18 protein-coding genes and 2 pseudogenes are annotated in these 23,608 nt (G+C 71.0%); 7 read left to right on the top strand and 13 right to left on the bottom strand.

The features are described 5' to 3' along the window. Positions 1-77: 77 nt before the first annotated feature. On the top strand, positions 78-1,508 hold the full coding sequence (locus ACFVYN_RS03625; RefSeq protein WP_389991914.1) for a PP2C family protein-serine/threonine phosphatase: 1,431 nt from the start codon (positions 78-80) through the stop codon (positions 1,506-1,508). A 5-nt stretch (positions 1,509-1,513) separates the two neighbouring features. Here ACFVYN_RS03625 and ACFVYN_RS03620 read toward each other — a convergent pair whose 3' ends face one another. Then, positions 1,514-3,007 (bottom strand): hypothetical protein, encoded by a 1,494-nt coding sequence (locus tag ACFVYN_RS03620; protein ID WP_389991912.1) that lies wholly within the window; start codon positions 3,005-3,007, stop codon positions 1,514-1,516. A gap of 243 nt (positions 3,008-3,250) precedes the next feature. Here ACFVYN_RS03620 and ACFVYN_RS03615 point away from each other — a divergent pair, with 243 nt between their 5' ends. Both ACFVYN_RS03615 and ACFVYN_RS03610 read left to right on the top strand, forming a co-directional pair. Continuing rightward, on the top strand, positions 3,251-4,390 hold the full coding sequence (locus ACFVYN_RS03615) for an aminoglycoside phosphotransferase family protein (RefSeq protein ID WP_389991909.1): 1,140 nt from the start codon (positions 3,251-3,253) through the stop codon (positions 4,388-4,390). Positions 4,391-4,673: 283 nt separating this feature from the next. Continuing rightward, positions 4,674-6,629, top strand: a complete 1,956-nt coding sequence (locus tag ACFVYN_RS03610; RefSeq protein ID WP_389991907.1) for an N-acetylmuramoyl-L-alanine amidase — start codon at positions 4,674-4,676, stop codon at positions 6,627-6,629. 53 nt (positions 6,630-6,682) lie between these two features. Here ACFVYN_RS03610 and ACFVYN_RS03605 read toward each other — a convergent pair whose 3' ends face one another. The 9 genes and pseudogenes from ACFVYN_RS03605 to ACFVYN_RS03565 form a co-directional block, all read right to left on the bottom strand. Next, entirely contained in the window at positions 6,683-7,180 is a 498-nt protein-coding gene (locus ACFVYN_RS03605; protein WP_389991904.1) for a hypothetical protein, read from the bottom strand. Between the two features lie 150 nt (positions 7,181-7,330). Beyond that, a complete protein-coding gene (locus tag ACFVYN_RS03600) occupies positions 7,331-7,930 on the bottom strand; it encodes a hypothetical protein (RefSeq protein WP_389991901.1) in 600 nt (199 codons plus the stop codon). A gap of 7 nt (positions 7,931-7,937) precedes the next feature. Continuing rightward, positions 7,938-8,421 (bottom strand): annotated as a pseudogene (locus tag ACFVYN_RS03595) (CGNR zinc finger domain-containing protein); the annotation flags it as partial. Positions 8,422-8,447: 26 nt separating this feature from the next. Next, a pseudogene (locus ACFVYN_RS03590) lies at positions 8,448-8,693 on the bottom strand (universal stress protein); the annotation flags it as partial. 39 nt (positions 8,694-8,732) lie between these two features. Further along, positions 8,733-8,975 (bottom strand): DUF397 domain-containing protein, encoded by a 243-nt coding sequence (locus ACFVYN_RS03585; protein ID WP_389991899.1) that lies wholly within the window; start codon positions 8,973-8,975, stop codon positions 8,733-8,735. A gap of 95 nt (positions 8,976-9,070) precedes the next feature. Next, positions 9,071-10,237 (bottom strand): thiolase domain-containing protein, encoded by a 1,167-nt coding sequence (locus ACFVYN_RS03580; RefSeq protein WP_389991896.1) that lies wholly within the window; start codon positions 10,235-10,237, stop codon positions 9,071-9,073. After that, complete coding sequence (locus ACFVYN_RS03575; RefSeq protein ID WP_389991894.1) at positions 10,234-11,277, bottom strand: thiolase domain-containing protein; 1,044 nt, start codon at positions 11,275-11,277, stop codon at positions 10,234-10,236. The genes ACFVYN_RS03580 and ACFVYN_RS03575 overlap by 4 nt, the downstream gene beginning before the upstream one ends. Then, a complete protein-coding gene (locus ACFVYN_RS03570) occupies positions 11,274-12,215 on the bottom strand; it encodes a Zn-ribbon domain-containing OB-fold protein (RefSeq protein ID WP_389991891.1) in 942 nt (313 codons plus the stop codon). The genes ACFVYN_RS03575 and ACFVYN_RS03570 overlap by 4 nt, the downstream gene beginning before the upstream one ends. Before the next feature lie 150 nt (positions 12,216-12,365). Beyond that, the gene (locus ACFVYN_RS03565) at positions 12,366-13,166 is read right to left on the bottom strand and encodes a crotonase/enoyl-CoA hydratase family protein (protein ID WP_389991889.1); all 801 of its coding nucleotides are present in this window, start codon (positions 13,164-13,166) and stop codon (positions 12,366-12,368) included. A gap of 176 nt (positions 13,167-13,342) precedes the next feature. Between ACFVYN_RS03565 and ACFVYN_RS03560 the strand changes: the two genes are divergently transcribed. After that, positions 13,343-14,959: an acyl-CoA synthetase gene (locus ACFVYN_RS03560; RefSeq protein ID WP_389991886.1), complete on the top strand. Its 1,617-nt coding sequence runs from the start codon at positions 13,343-13,345 to the stop codon at positions 14,957-14,959. 144 nt (positions 14,960-15,103) lie between these two features. Then, complete coding sequence (locus tag ACFVYN_RS03555) at positions 15,104-16,951, top strand: sulfatase (protein WP_389991884.1); 1,848 nt, start codon at positions 15,104-15,106, stop codon at positions 16,949-16,951. On the opposite strand, the gene ACFVYN_RS03550 is transcribed toward ACFVYN_RS03555, so the two are convergent. Together ACFVYN_RS03550 and ACFVYN_RS03545 are read right to left on the bottom strand one after the other, a co-directional pair. Then, positions 16,929-17,663 carry an alpha/beta fold hydrolase gene (locus ACFVYN_RS03550; RefSeq protein ID WP_389991882.1) on the bottom strand — a complete coding sequence of 245 codons (735 nt, stop codon included), beginning with the start codon at positions 17,661-17,663 and terminating at the stop codon, positions 16,929-16,931. The two genes, ACFVYN_RS03555 and ACFVYN_RS03550, sit on opposite strands and share 23 nt — an antisense overlap. A gap of 69 nt (positions 17,664-17,732) precedes the next feature. Further along, positions 17,733-18,191, bottom strand: a complete 459-nt coding sequence (locus ACFVYN_RS03545; RefSeq protein ID WP_389991879.1) for a hypothetical protein — start codon at positions 18,189-18,191, stop codon at positions 17,733-17,735. A 142-nt stretch (positions 18,192-18,333) separates the two neighbouring features. Between ACFVYN_RS03545 and paaK the strand changes: the two genes are divergently transcribed. Then, the gene (paaK, locus tag ACFVYN_RS03540) at positions 18,334-19,629 is read left to right on the top strand and encodes a phenylacetate--CoA ligase PaaK (protein ID WP_389991877.1); all 1,296 of its coding nucleotides are present in this window, start codon (positions 18,334-18,336) and stop codon (positions 19,627-19,629) included. Between the two features lie 22 nt (positions 19,630-19,651). On the opposite strand, the gene ACFVYN_RS03535 is transcribed toward paaK, so the two are convergent. Beyond that, on the bottom strand, positions 19,652-21,148 hold the full coding sequence (locus tag ACFVYN_RS03535; RefSeq protein ID WP_389991874.1) for an acyl-CoA synthetase: 1,497 nt from the start codon (positions 21,146-21,148) through the stop codon (positions 19,652-19,654). 63 nt (positions 21,149-21,211) lie between these two features. Here ACFVYN_RS03535 and ACFVYN_RS03530 point away from each other — a divergent pair, with 63 nt between their 5' ends. Beyond that, entirely contained in the window at positions 21,212-23,608 is a 2,397-nt protein-coding gene (locus ACFVYN_RS03530; protein WP_389991872.1) for a penicillin acylase family protein, read from the top strand.

The following is a 23,608-nucleotide window of genomic DNA, read 5'->3' as shown; positions in this document are numbered from 1 at the left end:
GCGTCGCGGCCTGTGCAACAGTCGTAACGGTCCCTCCGTCCCGCCTTGGTCGAAACCGTCCCCCATCGGAGTGCGTCATGTCGTCCCACCTCTCCGCGGACCGCCCCGCCGCCCAGCCCCCCGGACGCGGCTCGGTCGACGCGCTCATATCGCAGGCGCGGCGGCTCAAGGGCGACGTGGACGCCGTACGACGGGACGCGCCGAGCGACGATTCGGATCCCCAGGAGCGCTGGCAGCGCGCGCTGTACGACCTCGCGCTGCACCAACTCACCGACCTGGACGAGCACTTGGCACAACTGCGGGACGGCCCGCCGCCCGTGCCGTCGGCACCCGCGGCACCGTCCCCGGCGCGAACCGCGCCGCCCGCTCCCCGGCGTGGCTCGTTGCTCAGCCGGGTCGGCAGCGCGGAGTGGAACCTGCTGACGGACGAGGCCAGTTGGTCCGGGGAGCTGTACGAGATCCTGGGCCGCGACCGCACCGCTCCCCCGCTCACCCTCGACGAGCTCCCTTCCCTGGTGCTCGACGAGGACCGGCCGAGGCTCACGGTCATGGTCACGGACTGTCTGGTCGACGCCCAACGCATAGACGGCGAGTTCCGTGTCGTGCGGCCGGACGGCGAGGTGCGCACCGTCCACATGATGGGCGAGCCCGTGCTCGCCGCCGACGGCAGCACCGCCGCGATGTGGGCGGTACTGCGGGACGTCAGCGAACTGCGCCGCAGCGAACGGGCGGTGAGCGAGACCCGTGACTCGTTACAACGCCACCGGCAGCGCGCGCAGAGCGAACACCGGCTCGCGGTCGAGCTGCAGGAGGCCGTGCTGCTGCCGTGGCGTGGCTCCCTGCGGCTCCCGCACCGGGGCACCGAGACCCTGGACCTGGCCGCCCACTATCTGCCCTCGTCGTCCAGCGCCCTGATCGGCGGCGACTGGTATGACGCGCTCGAACTGGCCGACGGGGAAACGCTGTTGAGCGTCGGTGACCTCACCGGGCACGGCGTGGCCGTGGCCTCCGGCATGGCGACCCTGCTCGGCGCCGTGCGCGGCATGGCGATGGCGGGCACCCAGCCCGGCCCGCTGATGTCCCTGCTCAACCAGCTGCTCGACGCCACCGTGCAGCCGGCCCTCGGCAGCGCGGTCTGCTGCCGCTACCGCCCCGGAACCCGCACCCTGGTCTGGGCGCAGGCCGGGCACCCCGCCCCGCTGCTGTTCCGGGGCGGGACGGGGCGCAGGCTGGACTCCCCCGACGGCGTGCTCCTCGGCGCGACCTCCGGAGCCGTCTACGCGCAGGCCGAGGAGACCCTCGAACCGGGCGACCTGCTCCTGCTGCACACGGACGGACTGGTGCCCGGACGTGACAACGCGGCTGCCGTGAACCGACTCCTGGACCTCGCTCCCCGGTTCGCCGGGGCGCGCACCGCGCAGGACTGTGTGCGGACGGTCATGGAGGAGTTCGGCGAGGCCGAGCGCGAGGACGACGCCTGCGTGCTCATCGCCAAGGTGACTTCATAACAACCTCACGCCCGCGCGCTGTTGCCACCCCTTCCCTTCTGCTTCGGCAGCGCCAGCCTGATCTCCTCGCGCAGCTCGCTGATCTTCGGGTAGCCGGAGTACTCGGCGGTGAGCCGGTACATCTGACGCAGCCGGTCCCAGGTGCGATGCGAGGAATTGGAGCCCATCGACACCAGCGCCAACCGCGCGTACCGGTCGGCCTGTTCGGGGTCGTCCGCGATGAAGCAGGCCGAGGCCATCGACAGGAAGTCGAAGATCTTCGACCGCTGACGTCCGTCGACCCGCAGGGCCAGGGCCTTCTCCGCGTAGTGCTGGGCGTGCGCGGCCGCACTCGGGTCGTGCTCGGCCAGGGTGCGGTAGGCCAGGGCCTGCATGCCGTACAGGTCCTCCTCCTTGAAGGTCTGCATCCAGCTCGGCGACGGGACGTCGCTCTTGTCGGAGACGAAGAGGTCCTCCGCCTGTCCGAGGGTGCGGCGCATGGCCTGGCCCTTGCCCATGGATGCCTGTGCCCAGGCCTCGATGGTGTAGAGCATCGCCTGTGTGCGGGGCAGCACCTCTTCGCCGGAGCCGGACCGGGCGAGCTTCATCAGGTCGAGCGCGTCGTCGGGCCGGCCCAGGTGCACCATCTGGCGGGCCGCCCGGGAGAGCGCCTCGCCGGCGCGGGGCCGGTCACCGCCCTCTCGCGCGGCATGGGCGGCGATGACGAAGTACTTCTGTGCGGTGGGTTCGAGGCCGACGTCGTGGGACATCCAGCCCGCGAGGACGGCCAGGTTGGCGGCGACGCCCCACAGGCGCCGCTGGAGATGGTCGGGGTGCCGGTAGGCGAGCATGCCGCCCACCTCGTTGAGCTGGCCCACGACCGCCTTGCGCTGGAGGCCGCCGCCGCGGGCCGCGTCCCAGGCCCGGAACACTTCGACGGAGCGCTCCAGCTCCTCGATCTCCTGCGACCCGATGGGGGCGGCCTCGTAACGGTCGAACCCGGCGGGGTCGGCGTGCAGGGGGTCGTCGAAGTGGGGGGCATCGGCGGTGAGGGCCGGATCGGTGTGCAGCCAGTCGTGCATGGCGCTGGTGAGTACGGATCCCGCGGTGAGCGCGGCACCCGCGCCCACCAAGCCGCGTCGGTTGAGCATGAGGTCCATTCCCGTGAATTCGGTGAGGACCGCGGCGGTTCGGTCGGGCGCCCACGGCATGCCGTCGGGATGTTCCTCGCTCCCGTCGCCCTGCCGTTTTCCCGTACGCCCGTGCCGGACCAGACCGAGGTCCTCAATGGTCACGACACGGCCGAGACGCTCGGTGAACAGAGCCGCCAGCACCCGCGGCACGGGATCGCGCGGGATCTCTCCCATGTCGATCCACCGCCGCACCCGGGAGGTGTCGGTCGAGAGCTGGGGATGGCCCATGGCCGCCGCCTGCCGGTTGACCAGCCTCGCGAGTTCACCCTTGGACCAGCCGGCCAGGCCGAACAGGTCCGAAAGTCGGGCGTTGGGTTGTCCGCTCACGTCAAGCCCCCAGGTTCTCGGCTGAGTTGACAGTAGCCCCGGGTCAGTTGCTCCGGGACTATTCGCCAGGGTTCGCCATGGTGCGCCAGATGGTGTGCCACGGGGCATATGCGCTGAGGTAGGAACGCGCCACCCCGACCCGGACCGCACAGGGACATTCCCCAGGGTGCACCCGGTGGTCCGGATCGGGCGGCGCACTGCTTCTCCAGGCACAGCAGGCACACGAAGGGATCTGTCTCTCCCATGTACGCAGCATCGTCCTCCGTGTCCGCCCCGCCCAGGTCGCCGCATCTCCGCCCGGCGGGCGGTGGCCCCTACCTCGACCCCGCGCGGCCGACCGCCCCCGTACCGGGTACCGGCAGGGCACGACGCGTTCCGGGGCTCGGCACCCAACCGCTCAGCGGGAGACTCGACTTGTCCGGCCCCCAGGGCGCCCAGCTGCGCACGGCGATCGCGTCGGTGCACCGGATCTGCCCGGAGTTCGCCCCGGTGCAGGTGCTGCGCCGCAGCGGACGCTCCGTGCTCCTGGTCGGTACGACGGGACGCAGCACGGCCGTCGCCAAGTGTTTACTCGACCACTCCCCCGTATGGGCCGAGCGGATCCGGCACGAAATAGCCGCATACCGTTCCTTCGTCCGGCACCGGCCCCCGGTGCGGGTCCCCCGGCTGATCGCGGCGGACCCGGACAACTGCACCCTGGTCATCGAACGGATGCCCGGCCGGGTGGCGGCGCTGCACCGGCATCCCGCGGAGGCCCCGCCCCGCGCGGACATCAGGGCGGCGCTCGGCGCGGTCTGCCGGCTCAACGCCTGGCGTCCGCCCGCGGGCACCTTCGACGCCCCGCTGGACTACGCGGCCCGCATCTCCCGCTACCACGAGCTGGGGCTGCTGACCGACCGGGACCTGGGCGACCTGCAGAAGCTGCTGCACGGCATCGCGCACTCGGCGGGCCGGCAGGGCATGGGCCAGTTCTGCCACGGCGACGCTTTACTCTCGAACATCCTGCTCTCACCGGCCGGTCCAGTGCTGGTGGACTGGGAGCACGCGGGCTGGTATCTGCCGGGCTACGACCTGGCGACGCTGTGGTCGGTCCTCGGTGACGCGCCGGTGGCGCGCCGTCAGATCAGCCAGATCGCCCAGTCGGCGGGCCCCGCCTCGCGGGACGCGTTCCTGGTGAACCTGATGCTCGTACTGACCCGTGAGATCCGTACCTACGAGACGGCCGTGCAGCGTTCGATGCACGACGCGACCCCGGCGGCACCGGGCGCGGCCCACCCCGGTGCCGCGCCGTCCGGCGAGGAACAGCGGCTGCTGCTGAGGCGGCTGCACGACGACTGCCAGCTGGCCCGTCGGGCCGTACGCGCGGCGGTCGGCACTCGCTGACGGGGACGATGGTCCGCGGTGCGCGCTGTGAAGCGGCGCGCCGCGGACCGTCGTATGTCCGGGGCGTCTTCGCGGGTCCCGGTCAATGATGCCGGTCAATGGTGTAGGCCACTGACGCCCCGCAGGCCCGCGAGGCCTCCGCCACGAAACTCCCGTGAACCCGTATTGACATGGGAAATCCCCTGCCTCTGGGCATGATTGACGGATCGTCGACAAGCCGGTAGCACTGACGCACGCCCGGCCACGCTCGGCTCATCGCGCTCGATCGTCCCAGGAGGCTGCATTGCGAGGATCCGCCACCGACCCCAACAGAGCCATCCGGAGGGTGCTCGGCACGCTGGCCGGTACAGCCCTGCTGCTGCCCCTGCTCGGCGCGGCCCAGTCGTCGGCCGAGGACTCGGCGGTCGGCCTCCAGCGGGCCTTCGCCGCGGCGGCCGCCGAGTACCACGTGCCGCAGAGCGTCCTGCTGGGCGTCTCGTATCTCCAGTCCCGCTGGGACACCCACGCCGGCGCACCGAGCGTGACCGGGGGCTACGGTCCCATGCACCTGACCGACGCCCACACCGCGCTCGCCTCGGCACCGCACCACAGCGAGGGCACCGAGGACGCGCGCGGCGACAGCGCCCGCGCCGCCCTGCTGCCCGAGACGAAGATCCCTGAGCCCGCCGAGCTCCCCGCCCGCCTCGAAACCCTGCCGAAGGCCGCCGAGCTGACCGGCCTGAGCGCCGAGGACCTGCGCACCGACCCCGCGGCGAACGTCGCCGGCGGTGCCGCGCTGCTGGCCGCCGCCCAGCAGGGCCTGGGCGAACCGCTGAGCCAGGACCCGGCCGACTGGTACGGCGCGGTGGCCCGCTTCTCCGGCGCGGACGACAGCGCGACCGCGGCGGCGTACGCGAACGATGTCTTCGACGTGCTGCGCACCGGCGAGGAGCGCACCACGGACGCCGGCCAGCAGGTCGCCCTGGCCGCCCGCCCGAAGCTCGCCCCGGACACCGCGCAGCTGGCCCGTGCGGGCCTCAGGAAGCCCAGGGCGGGAAGCACCGAGTGCCCGAAGACGGTGTCCTGCGAGTGGATCCCGGCCCCGTACGAGGAGTTCGGGGACAACGACTACGGCAACCACGACCTGGGCGACCGCCCGGCCTCGCAGAGCATCAGGTACATCGTCGTCCATGACACCGAGGGCACCTGGGAGGGCGTCCTCAACCTGGTGCAGGACCCGACCTATGTGTCGTGGAACTACACCCTGCGCTCGACCGACGGTCACATCGCCCAGCATGTGAAGGCGAAGGACGTGGCCTGGCACGCGGGCAACTGGTACATCAACGCCAAGTCGATCGGTCTCGAGCACGAGGGCTTCCTGGCGAATCCGGACGCCTGGTACACGGAGGCGATGTACCGCTCCTCGGCGCGACTGGTGAAGTACCTCTCCGCGAAGTACGGCATCCCGCTGGACCGGCAGCACATCCTCGGCCACGACAACGTGCCCGGCCCGACGACCTCGACCGTCGCGGGCATGCACACCGACCCCGGCCCGTACTGGGACTGGCGGCACTACTTCGAGCTGCTGGGCCACCCGTTCAGGGCAACCGCTCCCCAGCGGGGCGGCCTGGTGACGATCCGGCCGGACTACGCCACCAACCAGCCGCGGTACACGGGCTGCGTCACCAAGGGCGAGCCCTGCGCGTCCCACGGTTCGAGCGAGGTGCGGCTCTACTCGGCGCCCGACGAGAGCTCCGCTCTCGTCACGGACATCGGTCTGGGCGGCAGGGCCCCGACGACCGACGTCAACGACCTGTCGTCACGGGTCTCGACCGGTCAGCAGTACGCGGTCGCCGGGCACGACGGCGACTGGACGGCGATCTGGTACCTGGGCCAGAAGGCCTGGTTCAAGAACCCCGCGAGCAGCCCGACCGCGGTCAGCGCCGCCGGCCTCGTGGTGACCCCGAAGGAGGGCCTCGACAGCGTCCCGGTGTACGGCCGCGCCTACCCCGAGGCCTCCGCCTATCCGACAGGGGTGCCCGCGCAGGCGGTGTCGCCACTGCCGTACAAGGTGCTCAAGGGGCAGACGTACGTGGTCGGTGACAGGGTGCCCGGGGAGTACTACTACGCGGTCACCTTCACGACGGACTCGCACAAGGTCGTGGTCGGCAAGGACCTGTACTACGAGATCCAGTACGGCCACCGGGTGGAGTTCGTGCGGGCGGCGGACGTCGACGTGAAGCCCTCGGTGCGGCGCTAGCGGGAACGGGCGGGGGACACCGTCCGGGACGGTGCCCCCCACTGCAAGCAGAGTCAGCCCTGCTGGAAGAGCTCCGCCGGCAGGGGCTTGAGGAGGGCGTACAGGTCGTCCGTGATCGGACGGTCCCAGGCGGCGATGGTCACCTGGACGTTGTCGCTGCGGTCGAACTGGACGCAGGAGATCCGGCTCTCGGAGAGCTTGAGGCGGCGCACGATCAGGAGGTTGTCGCCCTGCATCACCGGCATGTCCTCGGTGTCGGTGACGGTCACCTCCTCGTCGTTCTCCAGCGCGAGCAGCAGCTGCGCCACCTCGAAGGGAACCTGCCCTTCGGGGACCTCGCGGGCCGGGGAGCCCTCGGGGAGGTTCCCGATGATCATCGCGGGGCCGCGCCCGCCGAAGAGGTCGTAGCGCAGGAAGACGCCCTGGCAGGTGCCGTCGGGAGCGGGCAGGAGCCCCGCGCCGAGGTTGCCGGGCCAGTCGCCCGGGTCCATGGCCAGGACGTCGAAGTCTGGACCGGCGGGGGTTGCGCTGCGGCGACGGAGGAACGACATGGGCCCATGGTAATGGGCAGTCACGTGGTCTTGCGGGCGCAGGTGCGTCGGGGCCGGGGCGGACTTTCCCGCACTCCCGTGCGGGATCACTCACCGTTCGTGGGCCTGTGCTGTGCGTTCCGGCTCGCGAGGGATCTGACCGGGCCGTGGCTAGAGGGCGTGTTCGTACAGCACGGCGAGGAGGTAGACAAGGCCGCCGACGCCGACACCCGCGGCGAGCGTGACGCCGGAGCGCGATCCGGCTGTTGCGGCGGCTTCCCAGCCGCACAGCGTGAACAGCGTGACCATCCCGAAGTCGAGGACCGCGAGCCCCATCACCGTCAGGGTCGCCCAGCCGGCGATCGCCCTGAAACCGAGCGTTTCGAGCCCGGTCAGCGGCTGGTCGCGTACGGGGATCGTGGCTCCGATACGGGCGTCGGCCTCGATGACCGCGTCGGCGTCGACCAACCGGCCGGCGGGCGAAAGCAGTTGGCCATGGCATTCGGTGGTCGGCTTGTTTCTTTCCGTCCGCACCACCGCGCACGAGTCGACGTGCAGCCGTCCCGAGGTACCGGACAGTCCCACGGCACCCGCGAGCATCAGACCGCAGTATCCGGTCAGCACCACGCCGAACGCGAGGAACGTCAGGACGGCCAGGACCGAACGGAACCGCTCACCCCGCTCTTTCCATCGCTCCTTGCGCCGCGTCTCCCGGAACGCCCGCAGCCGCCTGGCCTTCTCGAACCGCCGCCGGGCCACCTTCGACGTCACGACCCTCCCCTTGCTTCCGATGACGCTCATGATGCCGTGCCACCCGGGCGCGGTTGCCGCAGGACGGCCCGCACCACTCCTGCCGCGGATGATCCTTCAGGAGGTACCGCACGCACCGCGGGGCATGGCAGGCGCGCAGCCGCCGCCGGTCGGCTCCGGAGAGAAACGCGATCGCGGCCTGCGCGAGTACGGCCGGAGGTCGGCCCCCGAGACGACGGCTGCCGGTGTACGACGGGTCCGGCGTCGTCGGCCCAGTGCAGCACGGGGACGGTCGGAGTGCGGGCGGCGGCCGCGTTGAGGCGGGCGACGGCCTCGGGCACCGGCAGGAGGCGTGCCGCGTCGGCGGGGCTGGGCGCGTCGGGGCGTACGGCGTGGGCGAACAGGGCGCGGACGGCGGCCCGCAGGTCACATACCGCGGCGAGGGTCATCTCGTCGACGGAATAGATGCCACTGCACCCATAAACGCGGGCTGCGACTGCGGCCGCCGCCACCGGGCTCGCGGCTTGCAGAAGGCGGGGCCGGCCCCACACGCGGGACCGGCCCGGGCGGGCGCCCCGCCGTCGACCTCGCTCCCGGGACGGGGCACCACGACCACAGGGCACTCGGCGTCGCGGGCGGCGCCCGTGCCGCTGGAGCCGAGCAAGAGGCCGGCGAAGCCGCCCCGGCCCGGGGAGCCGAGCACCAGGACCTGGCCCGTGGCGCCCGGTTCGGGCAGTACGGCACCAGGCGCGCCCCCGACACCGAGGTACTCCGTCGGCAGCGGATCGACCCGTCGGTCCACGTCCCCCCTCTGTGCTCACCCTCAGGTGAGGTCGAACTCTCCTTCCCGCGCCCCTGACACGAACGCGCCCCACTCCGCGGGGGTGAAGATCAAGGAAGGGCTCTGCGGGCGGCCGCTGTTGCGCATCGCGATGAACCCCTCGACGAAGGCGATCTGGACATCCCCCAGACCGCGGCTGCTCGAGTGCCAATCGGCGTTGCTCAGGTCCAGCTCCGGCTTCTCCCAGCCCATGAGCCGCTGCTGCTGGATGGTGGTCTCGGCCACGTCCGTGCTCCTCCCGATTGCGTCGTCCGCGGCCAGCCTAGCGATCCACCCGGACCGCCGACAGGCCACGTGAGGGGGACCTTTCGGGAGTCGATTCACGCATCAGGGGGCTCGGACCCCACGAGCCACATGGAGAAGAACTGGGATCCGCCGCCGTAGGCGTGCCCGAGCACCTTGCGGGCGCCCTCCACCTGGTGTTCCCCGGCCTGTCCGCGCGCCTGGAGGGCGGCCTCGGCGAAGCGGATCATGCCGGAGGCGCCGATCGGATTGGTCGACAGCACTCCGCCCGACATGTTGACGGGCAGATCCCCGTCCAGTTCGGTGACCCCGGCCTCGGTGAGCTTCCAGCCCTCGCCCTCGTCGGCGAAGCCGAGGTTCTCCAGCCACATGGGCTCGTACCAGGAGAACGGCACGTACATCTCGACGGCGTCGATGTCCCGGCGCGGGTCGGCGATCCCGGCCTGCCGGTACACGTCGGCCGCGCAGTCCTTGCCGGCCTGCGGCGACACGGCGTCCTTGCCCGCGAACAGCGTCGGCTCGCTGCGCATGGCGCCGCCCAGCATCCAGGCTGGGGGCCGGGGCGCGCGGGCGGCTCCCGCCCGGTCGGTGAGCACCATGGCGCAGGCGCCGTCCGAGGAGGGGCAGGTCTCCGAGTAGCGGATCGGGTCCCAGAGCATGGGCGAGGCCTGGACCTTCTCCAGGGTGATGTCGTGCTCGTGCAGATGCGCGTACGGGTTCTTGAGCGCGTTGCGGCGGTCCTTGTACGCCACCAGGGAGCCGACCGTGTCGGGCGCGCCGGTGCGCCGCATGTACGCGCGCACGTGCGGTGCGAAGAAGCCGCCCGCTCCGGCCAGCAGGGGCTGCTGGAAGGGGATCGGCAGGGACAGGCCCCACATGGCGTTGGACTCGGACTGCTTCTCGAAGGCGAGGGTCAGGACGGTGGCGTGCACCCTCGCCGCCACCAGGTTCGCCGCGACCAGGGCCGTGGAGCCGCCGACGCTGCCCGCGGTGTGCACCCGCAGCATCGGCTTGCCCACCGCGCCGAGCGCGTCGGCCAGGTACAGCTCCGGCATCATGACGCCCTCGAAGAAGTCGGGCGCCTTGCCGATCACCACGGCGTCGATGTCGGCCCAGGTCAGCTCGGCGTCGTCGAGCGCCCGTCGGGCCGCCTCCCGGACGAGCCCGGCGATCGACACGTCCCGGCGGGCCGCGACGTGCTTGGTCTGGCCGATGCCTACGACGGCCACGGGCTCCTTGCTCATCGGGGATCCCCTTCGAGTACGGCGACCAGGTTCTGCTGGAGACAGGGCCCGGAGGTGGCGTGGGCGAGGGCGCGGTCGGACTCGCCCCGGTGGACACGGGCGGCGGCCTCGCCGATGCGGGCGAGGCCGGCGGCCATCATCGGGTTGGCGGCGAGGGCGCCGCCGGACGGGTTGATCCGCGTGGAGTCGTCGAGTCGCAGGGCCTTGCGCAGGACGACCTCCTGCGAGGTGAACGGCGCGTGCAGCTCGGCGGTGTCCACGGGCCGTTCGAAGGCCCCGGCGCGCTCGGCGGCCAGGCGGGTGGAGGGCGAGTCGGTCAGGTCGCGGACGCCGAGCGAGTGCGCCTCGATGCGGTGGTCGATGCCGCGGATCCAGGCGGGGCGCTCACACAGGTCCCTGGCCCGCTCCCCCGCCGCGAGAACCACGGCCGCGGCACCGTCACCGATGGGCGGGCAGTCCCCGGTGCGGAGCGGACGTACGAGGTAGTCCCCCTGCGGCACAGGGCCCTTGAGCTGTGCGCGCGGGTTGTCGGTGGCGCGGCTGCGGGCGCCGATCGTCGCCAGTTCACGCTCGTCCGTGTCGCCCGCGTCGATGAGTGCCTGGGCCTGGAGGGCGGCGAGGGCGACGGAGTCGGGCCACAGGGGGGCGACGTAGTAGGGGTCCAGCTGCCGGGTGAGCACGTCGCGCAGGGAGCCGGGCGAGGACTTGCCGTAGGAGTACACCAGCGCGGTGTCGGCGTCCCCGGACAGCAGCTTGGTCCACGCCTCGTACAGCGCCCACGCCCCGTCCGTCTCGACGTGCGACTCGGAGATGGGCGGCCAGGCGCCCACCCCGTCGAGGGCGAGGGTGAAGGAGAAGGCGCGTCCCGCGAGGTAGTCGCAGGAACCCGAGCAGGTGAAGCCGATGTCGGCGGTCTTCAGACCGGTCTGCGCGACGACGTCGTGCAGGACCGGCATGAGCATCTCCACCTCGGAGACTTCCTCGGTGGAGCGCAGGGTGTCGGACTGGGCGAAGGCGACGATCGCGATGTCACGCGTCACAGCAGCTCCTTGTACATCTCGTAGTCCGCGTCGGGTTCACCGGTGGGCCGGTAGTGGTCCGGGTAGCGGCCGCCCTCGGTCCACACCGGCTCGACCCTCAGACCCATGCGCACCTGGTCGTACGGGATGCCGCCGATCCGGCCGTGCAGCGCGAGGTCGGCGCCGTCGAGGGCGATGTGGGCGTAGACGTACGGCACTTCGATGTCGAGGTTCTTCGCCTTGATGTTGACGATGCAGAAGGTGGTCACTGTGCCGGCAGGCCCCACTTCCACCTGTTCCGCTGTGGCGACACCACATGTGGGGCAGGCACCCCTGGGCGGGACGTACACCTTGCTGCAGGACGGGCAGCGCTCGCCGACGGCCCGGCGTTCCGCGAGGGCGTTGATGTAGGCGGTCTGGGCGCGGCCCGGTGAGTAGGTGTAGTCGAGGCGGGCCTCGGCGACGATGCCGTGGACCGGGTCCTCGAACTCGCCCGCGTGGACGGCGACTTCGGAGTCGTCTCCGTCGTACGGCTCGAAGCAGGCGATGTCGGTGATGGCGCCGGTGCGTTCCTCGGCCCACCGGACGCGGACGCGCATACCGGTGCGGACGGCGTCGGGGCCGGGGGCGTCCAGGGCGTGCAGCAGGGCGGTGTCGGCGCCGTCGAGCTTCACCAGGACCCAGGCGAAGGGCGTGTCCAACGGCTGACCGCGGCGCGGTTCGTGATTCCACGCCCAGGTGGTGACGGTCCCGGTGAGACCGACGTGGACGAGCTCGCTGATCTCCTCGGCGGTGACGGGGTCGTACTCGACGGGCGGGACCAGGGTGCGGCCGTCGCGGGTCTTCACACCGAGGATCACGCGTTCTCGCAGACCGGTCAGGAAGGCGCTCTGGACGGGGCTGAGAGAGCGGGTGAAGGGGAATTCGACGACCAGGGGGGCTTTGAGTACGTCGGGCATCGAGAGCGTGCCTCCTTCGAGGACGGACGCGCGCGGGTGGGCGGACGGTGGCTTGGCAGGCTCGGCGGGTCCAACGCCCCAGGGGCGCGGGGAACTGCGCGACCAGCCACCGACGGCCCGCAGTGTCCGACGCCCTTGCGACGAAGTCGCCTACTCGCGCCGGTAGGCGGGCGGGCGCTTCTCCGCGAAGGCGCGCGCACCCTCCTTCGCGTCGGCCGTGTCGAAGATCGGCCAGCCGCGCTTCAGTTCGGCGGCGAGGCCCTCCGTCTCGGTCATCCCGGCCGTCTCGTAGACCGAGGCCTTCACCGCCTCGACGGCCAACGGGCCGCAGGCGTTGATCAGTTCGGCGATCTCCAGGGCCTTGGCGAGAGCGGTGCCGTCCGGGACGACATGTCCGATCAGGCCGATGTCTGCGGCCTCGCGTGCGGTGTACGGGCGTCCCGTGAGCAGCATCTCCAGCGCGTGCGTGCGCGGGATCTGGCGTTGCAGCCGGACCGTTGAGCCGCCGATCGGGAACAGGCCGCGCCTGACCTCGAAGAGGCCGAAGGTCGCCGACTCGCCGGCGACCCGGATGTCGGTGCCCTGGAGCATCTCCGTGCCGCCCGCCACGCAGTAGCCCTCGACGGCCGCGATCACCGGTTTGCGGGGGCGGTGGTGGCGCAGCATCGCCTTCCAGTGCAGGTCCGGGTCGGCGGTCAGCCGCTCCCGGTACTGCTCGCCGCCGGAGCTCTTGCCCGCCAGGGCCTTGAGGTCCATGCCGGCGCAGAACGAGTCGCCCGCGCCGGTGAAGACCACCGAGCGGATCGAGTCGTCCGCGTCCGCCTCCAGCCAGCCGTCGTACAGGCCGACCAGCATCGGCAACGAGAGCGCGTTCTTCGCCTCGGGCCTGTTGAGCGTGAGCACCAGTGTGGCGCCCTCGCGCTGGATGTCGAGGTGTTCCGTCCCACCCATCGACCGTCTCCCCTCTGCAGAACGAGAACAGGTTGCAGGAGGCGCCGATGCACTTCAAGGGTTTTCTGACAGACAGTCAGATTTATTCGCGCGAGCCCTTCACAGTCACGCCGCCCTTTGCTCTGATGACCGGCGAACCGTCACAGAGCCAGGCCGGGACCAGTTCAGGAGGAACGGTGGAGTACAACCTTGCCGACCTGTTCGAGTCGGTCGTCGACGTGGTGCCGGACCGTGAGGCGCTCACGTACATCGACATTCCCGGTACGGGCGGGGAGCGCCGGCTGACGTACGCGGAACTGGACGCCGCGGCCGATCGGATCGGCCACCACCTGCTCGACAGCGGAGTACGGGCCGGTGAGCACGTCGGGCTGCACCTCTACAACGGGGTGGAGTACGTACAGGCACTGCTGGGCTGCCTGAAGGCGCGGATCGTCCCGGTCAACGTCAACTACCGGTATGTGGAAGAAGAGTTGGTCTACCTCTACCGGGACGCGGATCTGGTGGGGCTCGTCTTCGACACCGAGTTCACCGACCGGGTGGCGGCCGCGCTGCCGCACGCGGAACGGCTGCGGCACCTGATACGGGTCGGGGAGGCGGGGCCGAGCGCGCTGCCGGCGGTGGACTTCGCGGACGCCGAGGCTTCCGGGGCGCCCGGGCGCGGGTTTCCGGCGCGTTCGGGCGACGACCAGTTCATCATCTACACCGGCGGGACCACGGGGATGCCCAAAGGGGTGATGTGGCGTCAGGAGGACCTGTTCTTCTCGGGGCTGGGCGGGGGCGCACCGACCGGGGAGCCGGTCGAGCGGCCCGAGGAGCTCGCCGAGCGGGTCGCGGCGGGCGGGGCGGGGATCACCTTCTTCCCCACGCCGCCGCTGATGCACGGCACCTCTACGCTGACCACCCTCATCGGCTTCAACTTCGGCCAACGGGTCGTCCTGCACCGCAAGTTCGTGCCCGAGGAAGTGCTGCGGACCGTCGAGCGGGAGAAAGTCAGCGCCATGTCGCTGGTGGGCGACGCGATGCTGCGGCCGCTCATCGACGCGCTGGAGGGTCCGATGAAGGGCACCGACATGTCGTCGGTGTTCAGCGTGTCCTCGTCGGGCGCGATCATGTCGGACACGGTGAGCCGGCAGTTCCGGGCGCTCGTGCCGAACGCCGTACTGCTCAACAACTTCGGCTCCTCCGAATCCGGTTTCAACGGGACGGCGACGGAGGACTCCGGTCCCGAGCGCGGCTTCCGGGTCCGGGTCAACTCCCGTACCCAGGTGGTCGATCCGGCCACGCGCGAGCCGGTGCCCGTGGGTGAGGTCGGCCGGGTCGCACAGTGCGGCCATGTGCCCCTCGGCTACTACAACGACCCGCGGAAAACCGCCGAGACCTTCTTCGAGAAGGACGGCGAGCGGTGGGTGCTGCTCGGCGACATGGCCACCGTCGACGAGGAGGGGGTCGTCACCGTCCTCGGGCGGGGCTCGCAGTGCATCAACACGGGCGGCGAGAAGGTGTACCCGGAGGAGGTCGAGCAGGCCCTCAAGGCGCATCCCGATGTGTACGACGCACTCGTGGCCGGGGTGCCGGACGTGAGGTGGGGGCACCACGTGGCCGCCGTCGTGCAGCTGCGCCGGGGGGCGGTGCGGATGTCCCTGGACGATCTGCAGACACACTGCCGGTCGCGGCTCGCGGGGTACAAGGTGCCGCGCCAGCTGGTGATCGCGGAGTCCATCCGCCGGTCGCCGAGCGGCAAGGCGGACTACCGGTGGGCACAGAAGGTCGCGGTGGCGGCCACGGACGGGTGACGCTCCGGTCCGGGCCCCGTGCGACTGAACAGAACGTGACGTGCGAACGTACTGGTGATGGCAGGCCCGGCCAGCGGGCCCTGTTCGTCATGCCGTCGTGGCAGGACCGCACGCCATAGCAAGACCGCACGGAAGGACCACCGGGTGTCGCTCTTCACGCGCTCTCGTCAACTGCCGGACACCGCTCGGGACGAGGCGGACGCGGATGGTGGGGGTGCGACGGGGGAAGAGGTGACGGAGGAGGCCGCAGAGGAGACCGGGACGGCCGAGAGAGGTACGGCCGAGAGCACCGAGGCCGCTGAGACCACTCAGGCCGCCGACACCCCCGAGGCCGGCGAGTCCCCGCGCCCCGGCTGGTTCGGCTGGCGCCGCCGCTACCCCCGTACGGCCCGTGGGGTGTCCGTGGGGACGAGCGTGCTGGCCGGGCTTCTGTTGCTGGTCGTGCTGCTCTCCCCCGCCCGGCTCGACCGCATGGACCTCCAGGCGTTCCTGCGGTTCCCCGTCGAGTTGATCGTCCTCGCGACCGTCCTGTTGGTGCTCCCCTCGAAGGTCCGCCGGATCGCGGCGGTGTTCTTCGGGGCCTTCATCGGGCTGCTCACCCTCGTGAAGCTCATGGACATGGGGTTCCGCCAGACCATGGCCCGGCCGTTCGACCTGGTCTTCGACTGGATCATGCTGGGCAACGCGACGGACTGGCTCCGGGAGTCGTTCGGGCGCACGGGCGAGGTGCTCGCGATCGCCGGGGTGATCATCCTGTTCATCGCGGTCCTCGTGCTGTGCACGCTCGCGGTGGTGCGGTTGACGAATGTCATGTCCCGGCACCGCCCCCGGGCGGTTGTCACCACACTCGTCCTCGGAACCGTGTGGGTCACCTGCTTCAACCTCGGTGTGCAGTTCGGCGGGGTCGCCTTCGCCACCAAGGGCTACACCGGGTTCGTCGCCAACCGGGTGCAGCAGGTGCGCAACGGACTGGGCGACGCGAAGGTCTTCGAGAAGCAGTCCGCCGTCGACGCCTTCGCCGCGACCCCTCCCGACCAGCTCCTGACCGGGCTGCGCGGCAAGGACGTCCTGTTCACGTTCATCGAGAGCTACGGCCGGGTTGCGATCGACGACCCGGCGATGGCACCGGAGATGGACGCGACGCTCAAGAAGGGCGACGCGACACTCAAGGCGGCGGGCTTCGCCTCCCGCAGCGGCTGGCTGACGTCCCCCGTGACGGGCGCCGGCAGCTGGATGGCCCACTCGACGTTCCTGTCCGGCCTGTGGGTCAAGAACCAGCAGCGGTACCTGAACCTCACCTCCAGTAAGCGCGCCACGCTCACCAGTTACTTCCAGAAGACCGGCGACTGGCGCACGGTCGGCATCGTGCCGGGGGTGCGCAAGTCCTGGCCCGAGGGCAAGTACTTCGGCCTCGACCACATCTACGACTCCACGCACCTCGGCTACAAGGGCCCCTACTTCAGCTGGACGCCGGTGCCGGACCAGTTCAGCCTGGAGGCCTTCCAGAAGCTGGAGCACGGCAAGAAGAACCGTGACCCGATCATGGCGGAGATCATCCTGGCCTCCAGTCACAACCCCTGGTCGCCGATCGCCCACACGATCGGCTGGAACGACCTCGGCGACGGCACGGTCTTCGAGCAGATCAAGAAGGAGGGCACGAACCCGACGGAGGTCTGGAAGAGCCAGGAGCGGGTGCGCACCGAGTACCGCAAGGCCATCCAGTACTCCGTGGACAGCCTGACCCAGTGGATGCAGCGCTACGGCGACAAGAACACGGTCCTGGTCTTCCTCGGCGACCACCAGCCCGTACCGACCGTCACCAAGGGATCCACCAGCAGGGACGTGCCGGTCACGATCGTGGCCAAGGACCCGAAGGTGCTCGACCGAGTCGCCGACTGGCACTGGACGGACGGCCTCAAGCCCGCCGACAACGCACCCGAGTGGGGCATGGACAAGTTCCGCGACCGCTTCATGACGGCGTTCGCGAAGTGATGTCCGACGGCGGCGCGTCCAGGAAGGGCACGACAGCGGCCAGGAACTCCTCCGGCCTGGCCTCGTGCACCAGATGACCGCCGCCGACGGTCACCAGCCGGGCGCCGGGGATCGCCGAGGCCAGCAGGGCGACCTGCTCCTGCGGAATCGGACTGCCTGCGCCGCCCGCGATGAGCAGCGTGGGCATGGTGATCCGCTCCATGTGGTCCCACCACAGGGGGTCGGGGTGGTTGCGCTGGGCGTCGGTGGCCCGCAGCATGGCCCGGTCGAAGGGCGGATCGGCGTCCGGGTCGGGGGTGGACGGTCGAGGCGGGTCGAGGGGGATCGGCGCGGGTACGTCCTCCAGGACCAGCCGTCGTACGACACCGGGCGCGTGCTGCGCGAGGAGGTAGGCGACGATTCCGCCCAGTGAGTGGCCCACGACGTCGGCACGGTCGACACCGAGCGCGGTCAGGAAGCCGAGCATGTCGTCGCGCATCGCCTCATACGCGTACGCTCCCGGCAGCTCTCCGGGCCAGTCGCTCCGCCCGTGACCCCGCAGATCGGGCGCGTACACCCGCCGCGGGCACACCCCCGCGGCAAGGCGCTCGGCGATCTCGGCCCAGTCCCCGCCATCCGCGCCCCGGCAGTGCAACAGCAGCACCGGCGGCGCGCACTCGGGCCCCCAGGACCGGTACGCGAGGCTGACGCCGTTCGCCTTGACGATGTCCATGCCGGCGAACGTATCCGCTGGGCGGCCGTTGGCAGACCTGCTCTGCCCAGGGCAGAACGCCGGCTTCCCTCACAGGGCGACGGGGCGGTACGCCAGGGCCAGGTCGGCGATCCGCTCGGCGGAGGCGTCCGCAAGGTCCGCGGGAGGATGGTGGACCAGCTGCGACGCCCCCGGACACATCACGTTGGTCTCGAAGAGCAGCAGGTAGTAGTCCTGGTCCGGCCCGCCCGCACGGCTCCTGCGGACAATCTCGGCGAGTTCGTCCCGGGTGATGCCGGGCACGCGTGGGTGCGCGGGCCGCGCCGCCTCCAGGGCGAACTCCTCCACGCTCCGCGACCCGGCGTACGCGAGGAAGTCGTACGCCTCGTATGCGTGCCCCGTGGCCTCGTTGAACGCGGCGATGGCCGTTTCCGCTGCCGCCCGCTCGCCGCCCTCCAGGAAGCCCTCGATCCGCTCGATCTCACGGCACAGCTCCCGCAGGCGCGATTCCGGTACCGCGGCGGGAAGCAGTTCTGGTCGCAGGTCCACGGTCCCATTGTGCGGTGGGCTTCGCCCTTGATGTGCGAGCGGAACCCTTGCCTCGGCGCTGATCGCCTGGATTACTGATCCCAGCACCTCGACCGAATGATCGGTCGTCCGTAATGATGGGGTTGGCGGAAGGGGCGTTCCGATGGCGGACGCGGCGGAGCTGCTGGACTCGGGGGAACGGCTGGATGCCGGGGCGTTGCGGGCGTTGCAGCTGGAGCGGTTGCGGGCGTCGCTGCGGCACGCGTACGAGCATGTGCCGTTCTACCGGGCGTCCTTCGACCGGGCCGGTGTCCGGCCGGACGACTGCCGGTCCCTGACCGATCTGGCCAGGTTCCCGTTCACCACCAAGGCCGACCTGCGGGAGAACTACCCGTACGGGATGTTCGCCGTGCCCCGGGACCATGTGCGCCGCATCCATGCCTCCAGCGGCACCACCGGACGCCCCACGGTCGTCGGCTACACCGAGAACGACCTCTCCCTGTGGGCCGACATGGTGGCGCGTTCCCTCCGGGCGGCCGGCGCGCGCCCCGGGGACGTGGTGCATGTGGCGTACGGCTACGGTCTGTTCACCGGCGGGCTGGGCGCACACTACGGCGCCGAGCGGCTCGGCTGTACGGTCGTCCCCGCGTCCGGCGGCATGACGGCTCGCCAGGTCCAGCTCATCCAGGACCTGGAACCCCGGGTCATCATGGTGACCCCGTCGTACATGCTCACGCTGCTCGACGAGTTCGAGCGGCAGGGCGTCGATCCGCGGAGCACCTCCCTGCGGGTGGGCGTCTTCGGTGCCGAACCCTGGACCGAGGAGATGCGCCGGGAGATCGAGGAACGCTTCGCGATCGACGCCGTGGACATATACGGGCTGTCCGAGGTGATCGGCCCGGGCGTCGCGCAGGAGTGCGTGGAGACCAAGGACGGGCTCCATGTGTGGGAGGACCACTTCTTCCCCGAGATCGTCGACCCGATCACCGGTGAGGTCCTGCCGGACGGTGAGAGGGGCGAGCTGGTGTTCACCTCGCTCACCAAGGAGGCCATGCCCGTCGTCCGGTACCGGACCCGGGATCTGACCCGGCTGCTGCCGGGCACGGCCCGGGTGTTCCGGCGTATGGAGAAGGTCACCGGCCGCAGCGACGACATGGTGATCCTGCGCGGGGTGAACCTCTTCCCCACACAGATCGAGGAGATCGTCCTGCGCACCCCTGGCGTCGCGCCCCACTTCCAGCTCCGGCTCACCCGCGAGGGCCGCCTGGACGCCCTCACCGTGCGCGCGGAGTCCCGGCCCGGCGCCACACCCGAGGCCCGCGACGCCGCCGCCCGGGCCATCGCGGCGGCCGTCAAGGACGGCATCGGGGTGTCGGTCGGCGTCGAGATCGTCGAACCGGAGTCCCTGGAGCGGTCCGTCGGAAAGATCCGCCGGATCGTCGACCTGCGCCCCCGCTAGCCCTTTACGCCCTTCACGCCCTTCACTGCGACAACCGGTCCCGCAGCTCCCGCTTGAGGATCTTCCCGCTGGCGTTCCGCGGCAGCTCGTCCACGAACACCACCCGCTTGGGCGCCTTGAAGTGGGCGAGCTTCTCCCGCGCGTGGTCGAGGAGTTCGGCCTCGGTGACCTCGCCGCGCGGGACGACGACCGCGGTGACGGCCTCGATCCACCGCTCGTCGGGCAGGCCGATCACGGCGACCTCGGCGACGGCGTCGTGCGTGTACAGCGCGTCCTCGACCTGGCGTGAGGCGACCAGCACCCCGCCGGAGTTGATGACGTCCTTCACCCGGTCGACGATCGTGAAGTAGCCGTGCGCGTCCCGCACCGCGAGATCGCCGGAGTGGAACCAGCCGTCCCGGAAGGCCGCTTCGGTCTCCTCAGGCTTGTCCCAGTAGCCCTCGCACAACTGCGGTGACCTGTAGACGATCTCGCCGGGCGTACCGTCCGGCACGTCCTTGCCGCTCTCGTCCACGACCCTCGCGTCGACGAACAGGACGGTTCGGCCGCAGGAGTCCATCCGCCCCTTGTGCTCGTCGGGCGCGAGGACGGTGGCCAGCGGGCCGATCTCGCTCTGGCCGAAACAGTTGTAGAAGGCCAGCTTCGGCAGCCGCTCGCGGAGTCGTTCCAGGACGGGCACCGGCATGATCGAGGCGCCGTAGTACGCCTTGCGCAGCCCGCTGAGATCGCGCGTGGCGAAGTCGGGGCGGTTGGCCAGCCCGATCCACACCGTGGGCGGGGCGAACAGGCTGTCCGCGCGGCCCTCCTCGATCAGGTCGAAGAGGCGGTCGCCGTCGGGCGCGTCGAGGATGACGTTCGTCGCGCCGACCGCGAGGTAGGGCAGCAGGAAGACGTGCATCTGGGCCGAGTGGTACAGCGGCAGCGAGTGCACGGGGCGGTCGCCCGCGCTCAGATCGCAGGCGGTGATCGCGCTCAGGTACTCGTGCACCAGGGCGCGGTGGGTCATCATCGCGCCCTTCGGCAGGGCCGTCGTCCCCGAGGTGTAGAGCAGCTGGACGAGGTCCTCGCTGCGCGGCTCGGGACCGTCGTACGGCGGTGTCGTGGCCAGGCCTGCCAGCAGCGAGTCGTCGGTGTCCCGCAGGGGCACCGTGCGCACACCGTCGGGGAGCCGCCCCGCGAGGCCGGGATCGGCGAGGACGAGCGTGCTGCCCGACTGGCCGACGATGTACCCGAGATCGTCGCCGGTGAGGTTCTGGTTGACCGGCACATGCACGAGCCCCGCCCGGGCGCAGGCGAGGAAGGCGATCAGATACGCATCCGAGTTGTGGCCGTAGGCGCCGACCCGGTCACCGCGGTCCAGGCCCTGGTCGAGAAGCATGCGGGCCGCTCGTGAGACGGCGTCGTCGAGCTCCTCGTACGTCCACGAGCGCTCGCCGTACTCCACCGCGACGCGCGCCGGGGTGCGCCGGGCGGTGCGCCGCAGCACCCCGTCAACCGTACTGCCGTGTCCAGGCGTCATACGGAACAACCTACCGGTTGGTACGCTCAACCGCTCCTTCCCTCAACGACGTTGGGAGGCACGATGCGCACCCGCCCCAGACGCGCCGTCGTCGCGGCCGTGGCCCTGTTCGCCGCCGTCGGCACGCTGCCCGCCGCAGCCGCGCAGGACCGGCAGCACCAGGAACATCCCTCGCACGGCGGTCTGTCCGCCACCATCCGCTACACCGAGTACGGCATCCCGCACATTCTCGCGAAGAACTATGCGGACCTCGGCTTCGGCACCGGGTGGGCGCAGGCCGCCGACCAGGTGTGCACGCTCGCCGACGGGTTCGTGACCGTGCGCGGCGAGCGTGCGCGTTTCTTCGGGGCGAACGCGGCCTCCGACCCGGCGCTCTCCTCCGCCACGAACAACCTCTCCAGTGACCTGTACTTCCGCGGCGTGCGGGAGGCGGGGACGGTGGAGAAGCTGATGGCCGAACCGGCGCCGCGCGGTCCGAGCCGTGCGGTGAAGGAGCTGATGCGGGGCTTCACCGCGGGCTACAACACCTGGCTGAAGAAGAACCGCATCACCGACCCGGCATGCAAGGGCGCAGGCTGGGTGCGGCCGGTGACCGTCCAGGACGTCGCCGCACGCAACTTCGCGCTGGCCGTGCTCGGCGGTCAGGGCCGGGCCGTGGACGGCATCACCGCCGCGCAGCCGCCCACGTCCACCACCCCGACGGCCGGCGCACCGGACGCCCGGGACACCGCCCGCGCGGCCCGGGACCTCTTCGCGGCCGACTCCGCGGACATGGGCTCCAACGCCGTCGCCTTCAGCGGGGCCACTACGGCGAACGGCCGCGGACTCCTCCTCGGCAACCCGCACTACCCCTGGCAGGGCGGCCGCCGCTTCTGGCAGTCGCAGCAGACCATCCCCGGTGAACTGAACATCGCGGGCGGCTCCCTGCTCGGCTCGGCGACGATCTCCATAGGCCACAACGCACACGTGGCCTGGAGCCACACGGTGGCCACCGGCATCACCCTCAACCTGCACCAGCTCACCCTGGACTTGGCCGACCCGACCACATACCTGGTGGACGGCAAGCCGGAGCGGATGACCGAGCGCCGGGTGACCGTCGCCGTGCAGGGCGGCGAACCCGTGACGAAGACCCAGTGGTGGACGCGGTACGGCCCGGTCGTCACCTCGCTCGGGGCCGCGCTGCCGCTGCCCTGGACGACCACGACGGCGTACGCCCTCAACGACCCGAACGCCACCAACCTGCGCGCCTCCGACACGGCGCTCGGCTTCAGCAAGGCCCGCAGTACGAGTGACGTGCTCGGCGCGTTGCAGCGCACCCAGGGTCTGCCGTGGGTCAACACGATCGCCGCCGACTCGCGCGGGCACACGCTGTTCACGCAGTCCCAGGTGCTCCCCCGGATCACCGACGAGCTGGCCCAGCGCTGTTCCACCCCCTTGGGCAAGGTCACCTACCCCGCCTCCGGGGTGGCGATCCTCGACGGCTCCCGCGGCGACTGCGCCCTCGGCAGCGATCCGGACGCCGTGGAGCCGGGGATCTTCGGGCCCGCGAAGATGCCGGTCCTCAAGGACGCGCCGTACGCGGAGAACTCCAACGACAGCGCCTGGCTGGCCAACGCCGAGCAGCCGATCACCGGGTACGAGCGGGTCTTCGGCAGTGTGGGCACGCAGCGTTCGATGCGCACCCGTGGTGCCCTCCGGGACGTGTCCGCGATGGCCTCGCGGGGGCGGCTGACCGTGCGGGACCTTCAGGCGCAGCAGTTCGCCAACCGGGTGACCGCAGGCGACCTGGTGGCGCCGGACGCGGCGAAGGCGTGCGCGGCTCTGCCCGGTGGTACGGCAACAGGCAGTGACGGCACGGCCGTTGACGTCAGTAAGGCCTGCGGGGTGCTCGCGGCCTGGGACCGCACCGCGAACACCGACAGCCGGGGCGCGCTGCTCTTCGACCGGTTGTGGCGGAAGCTGCCCGTGGCCCAGCTGTGGAAGGTGCCCTTCTCGGCGGCCGACCCGGTGCACACCCCCAACACCCTCAACACCGGGTCACCCGCCTTCGCGACGGCCCTCGCGGACACGGTGACGGAGCTGACGGCGGCCGGCATCCCGCTGGACTCGCGGCTCGGGGAGCACCAGTTCGTCGTACGCAACGGCAAGCACATCGCCGTTCCGGGCGGCACCGAGTCGCTGGGGGTGTGGAACAAGGTCGAGCCGGTGTGGGACCCGGCGGGCGGCGGATACACGGAGGTGACCACCGGGTCCAGCTACATCCAGGCGGTGGGCTGGGACGGCGGCCGCTGCCCGGTGGCCCGGACCCTGCTGACGTACTCCCAGTCCTCGAACCCGAACTCGCCGCACTACAGCGACCAGACGCGGCTGTTCTCGGCTCAGAAGTGGGTGACGTCCCGGTTCTGCGAGAAGGACATCATGTCGTCGCCCGGTCTGAGGATCGTGCGGGTGCGGTCATGA

The sequence above is a fragment of the Streptomyces sp. NPDC058307 genome (genome assembly GCF_042880295.1).
Classification (GTDB): Bacteria; Actinomycetota; Actinomycetes; order Streptomycetales; family Streptomycetaceae; genus Streptomyces.
The sequence above is the reverse complement of the archived record's forward strand: the minus strand, read 5'-3'. Positions and strand labels throughout refer to the sequence as shown.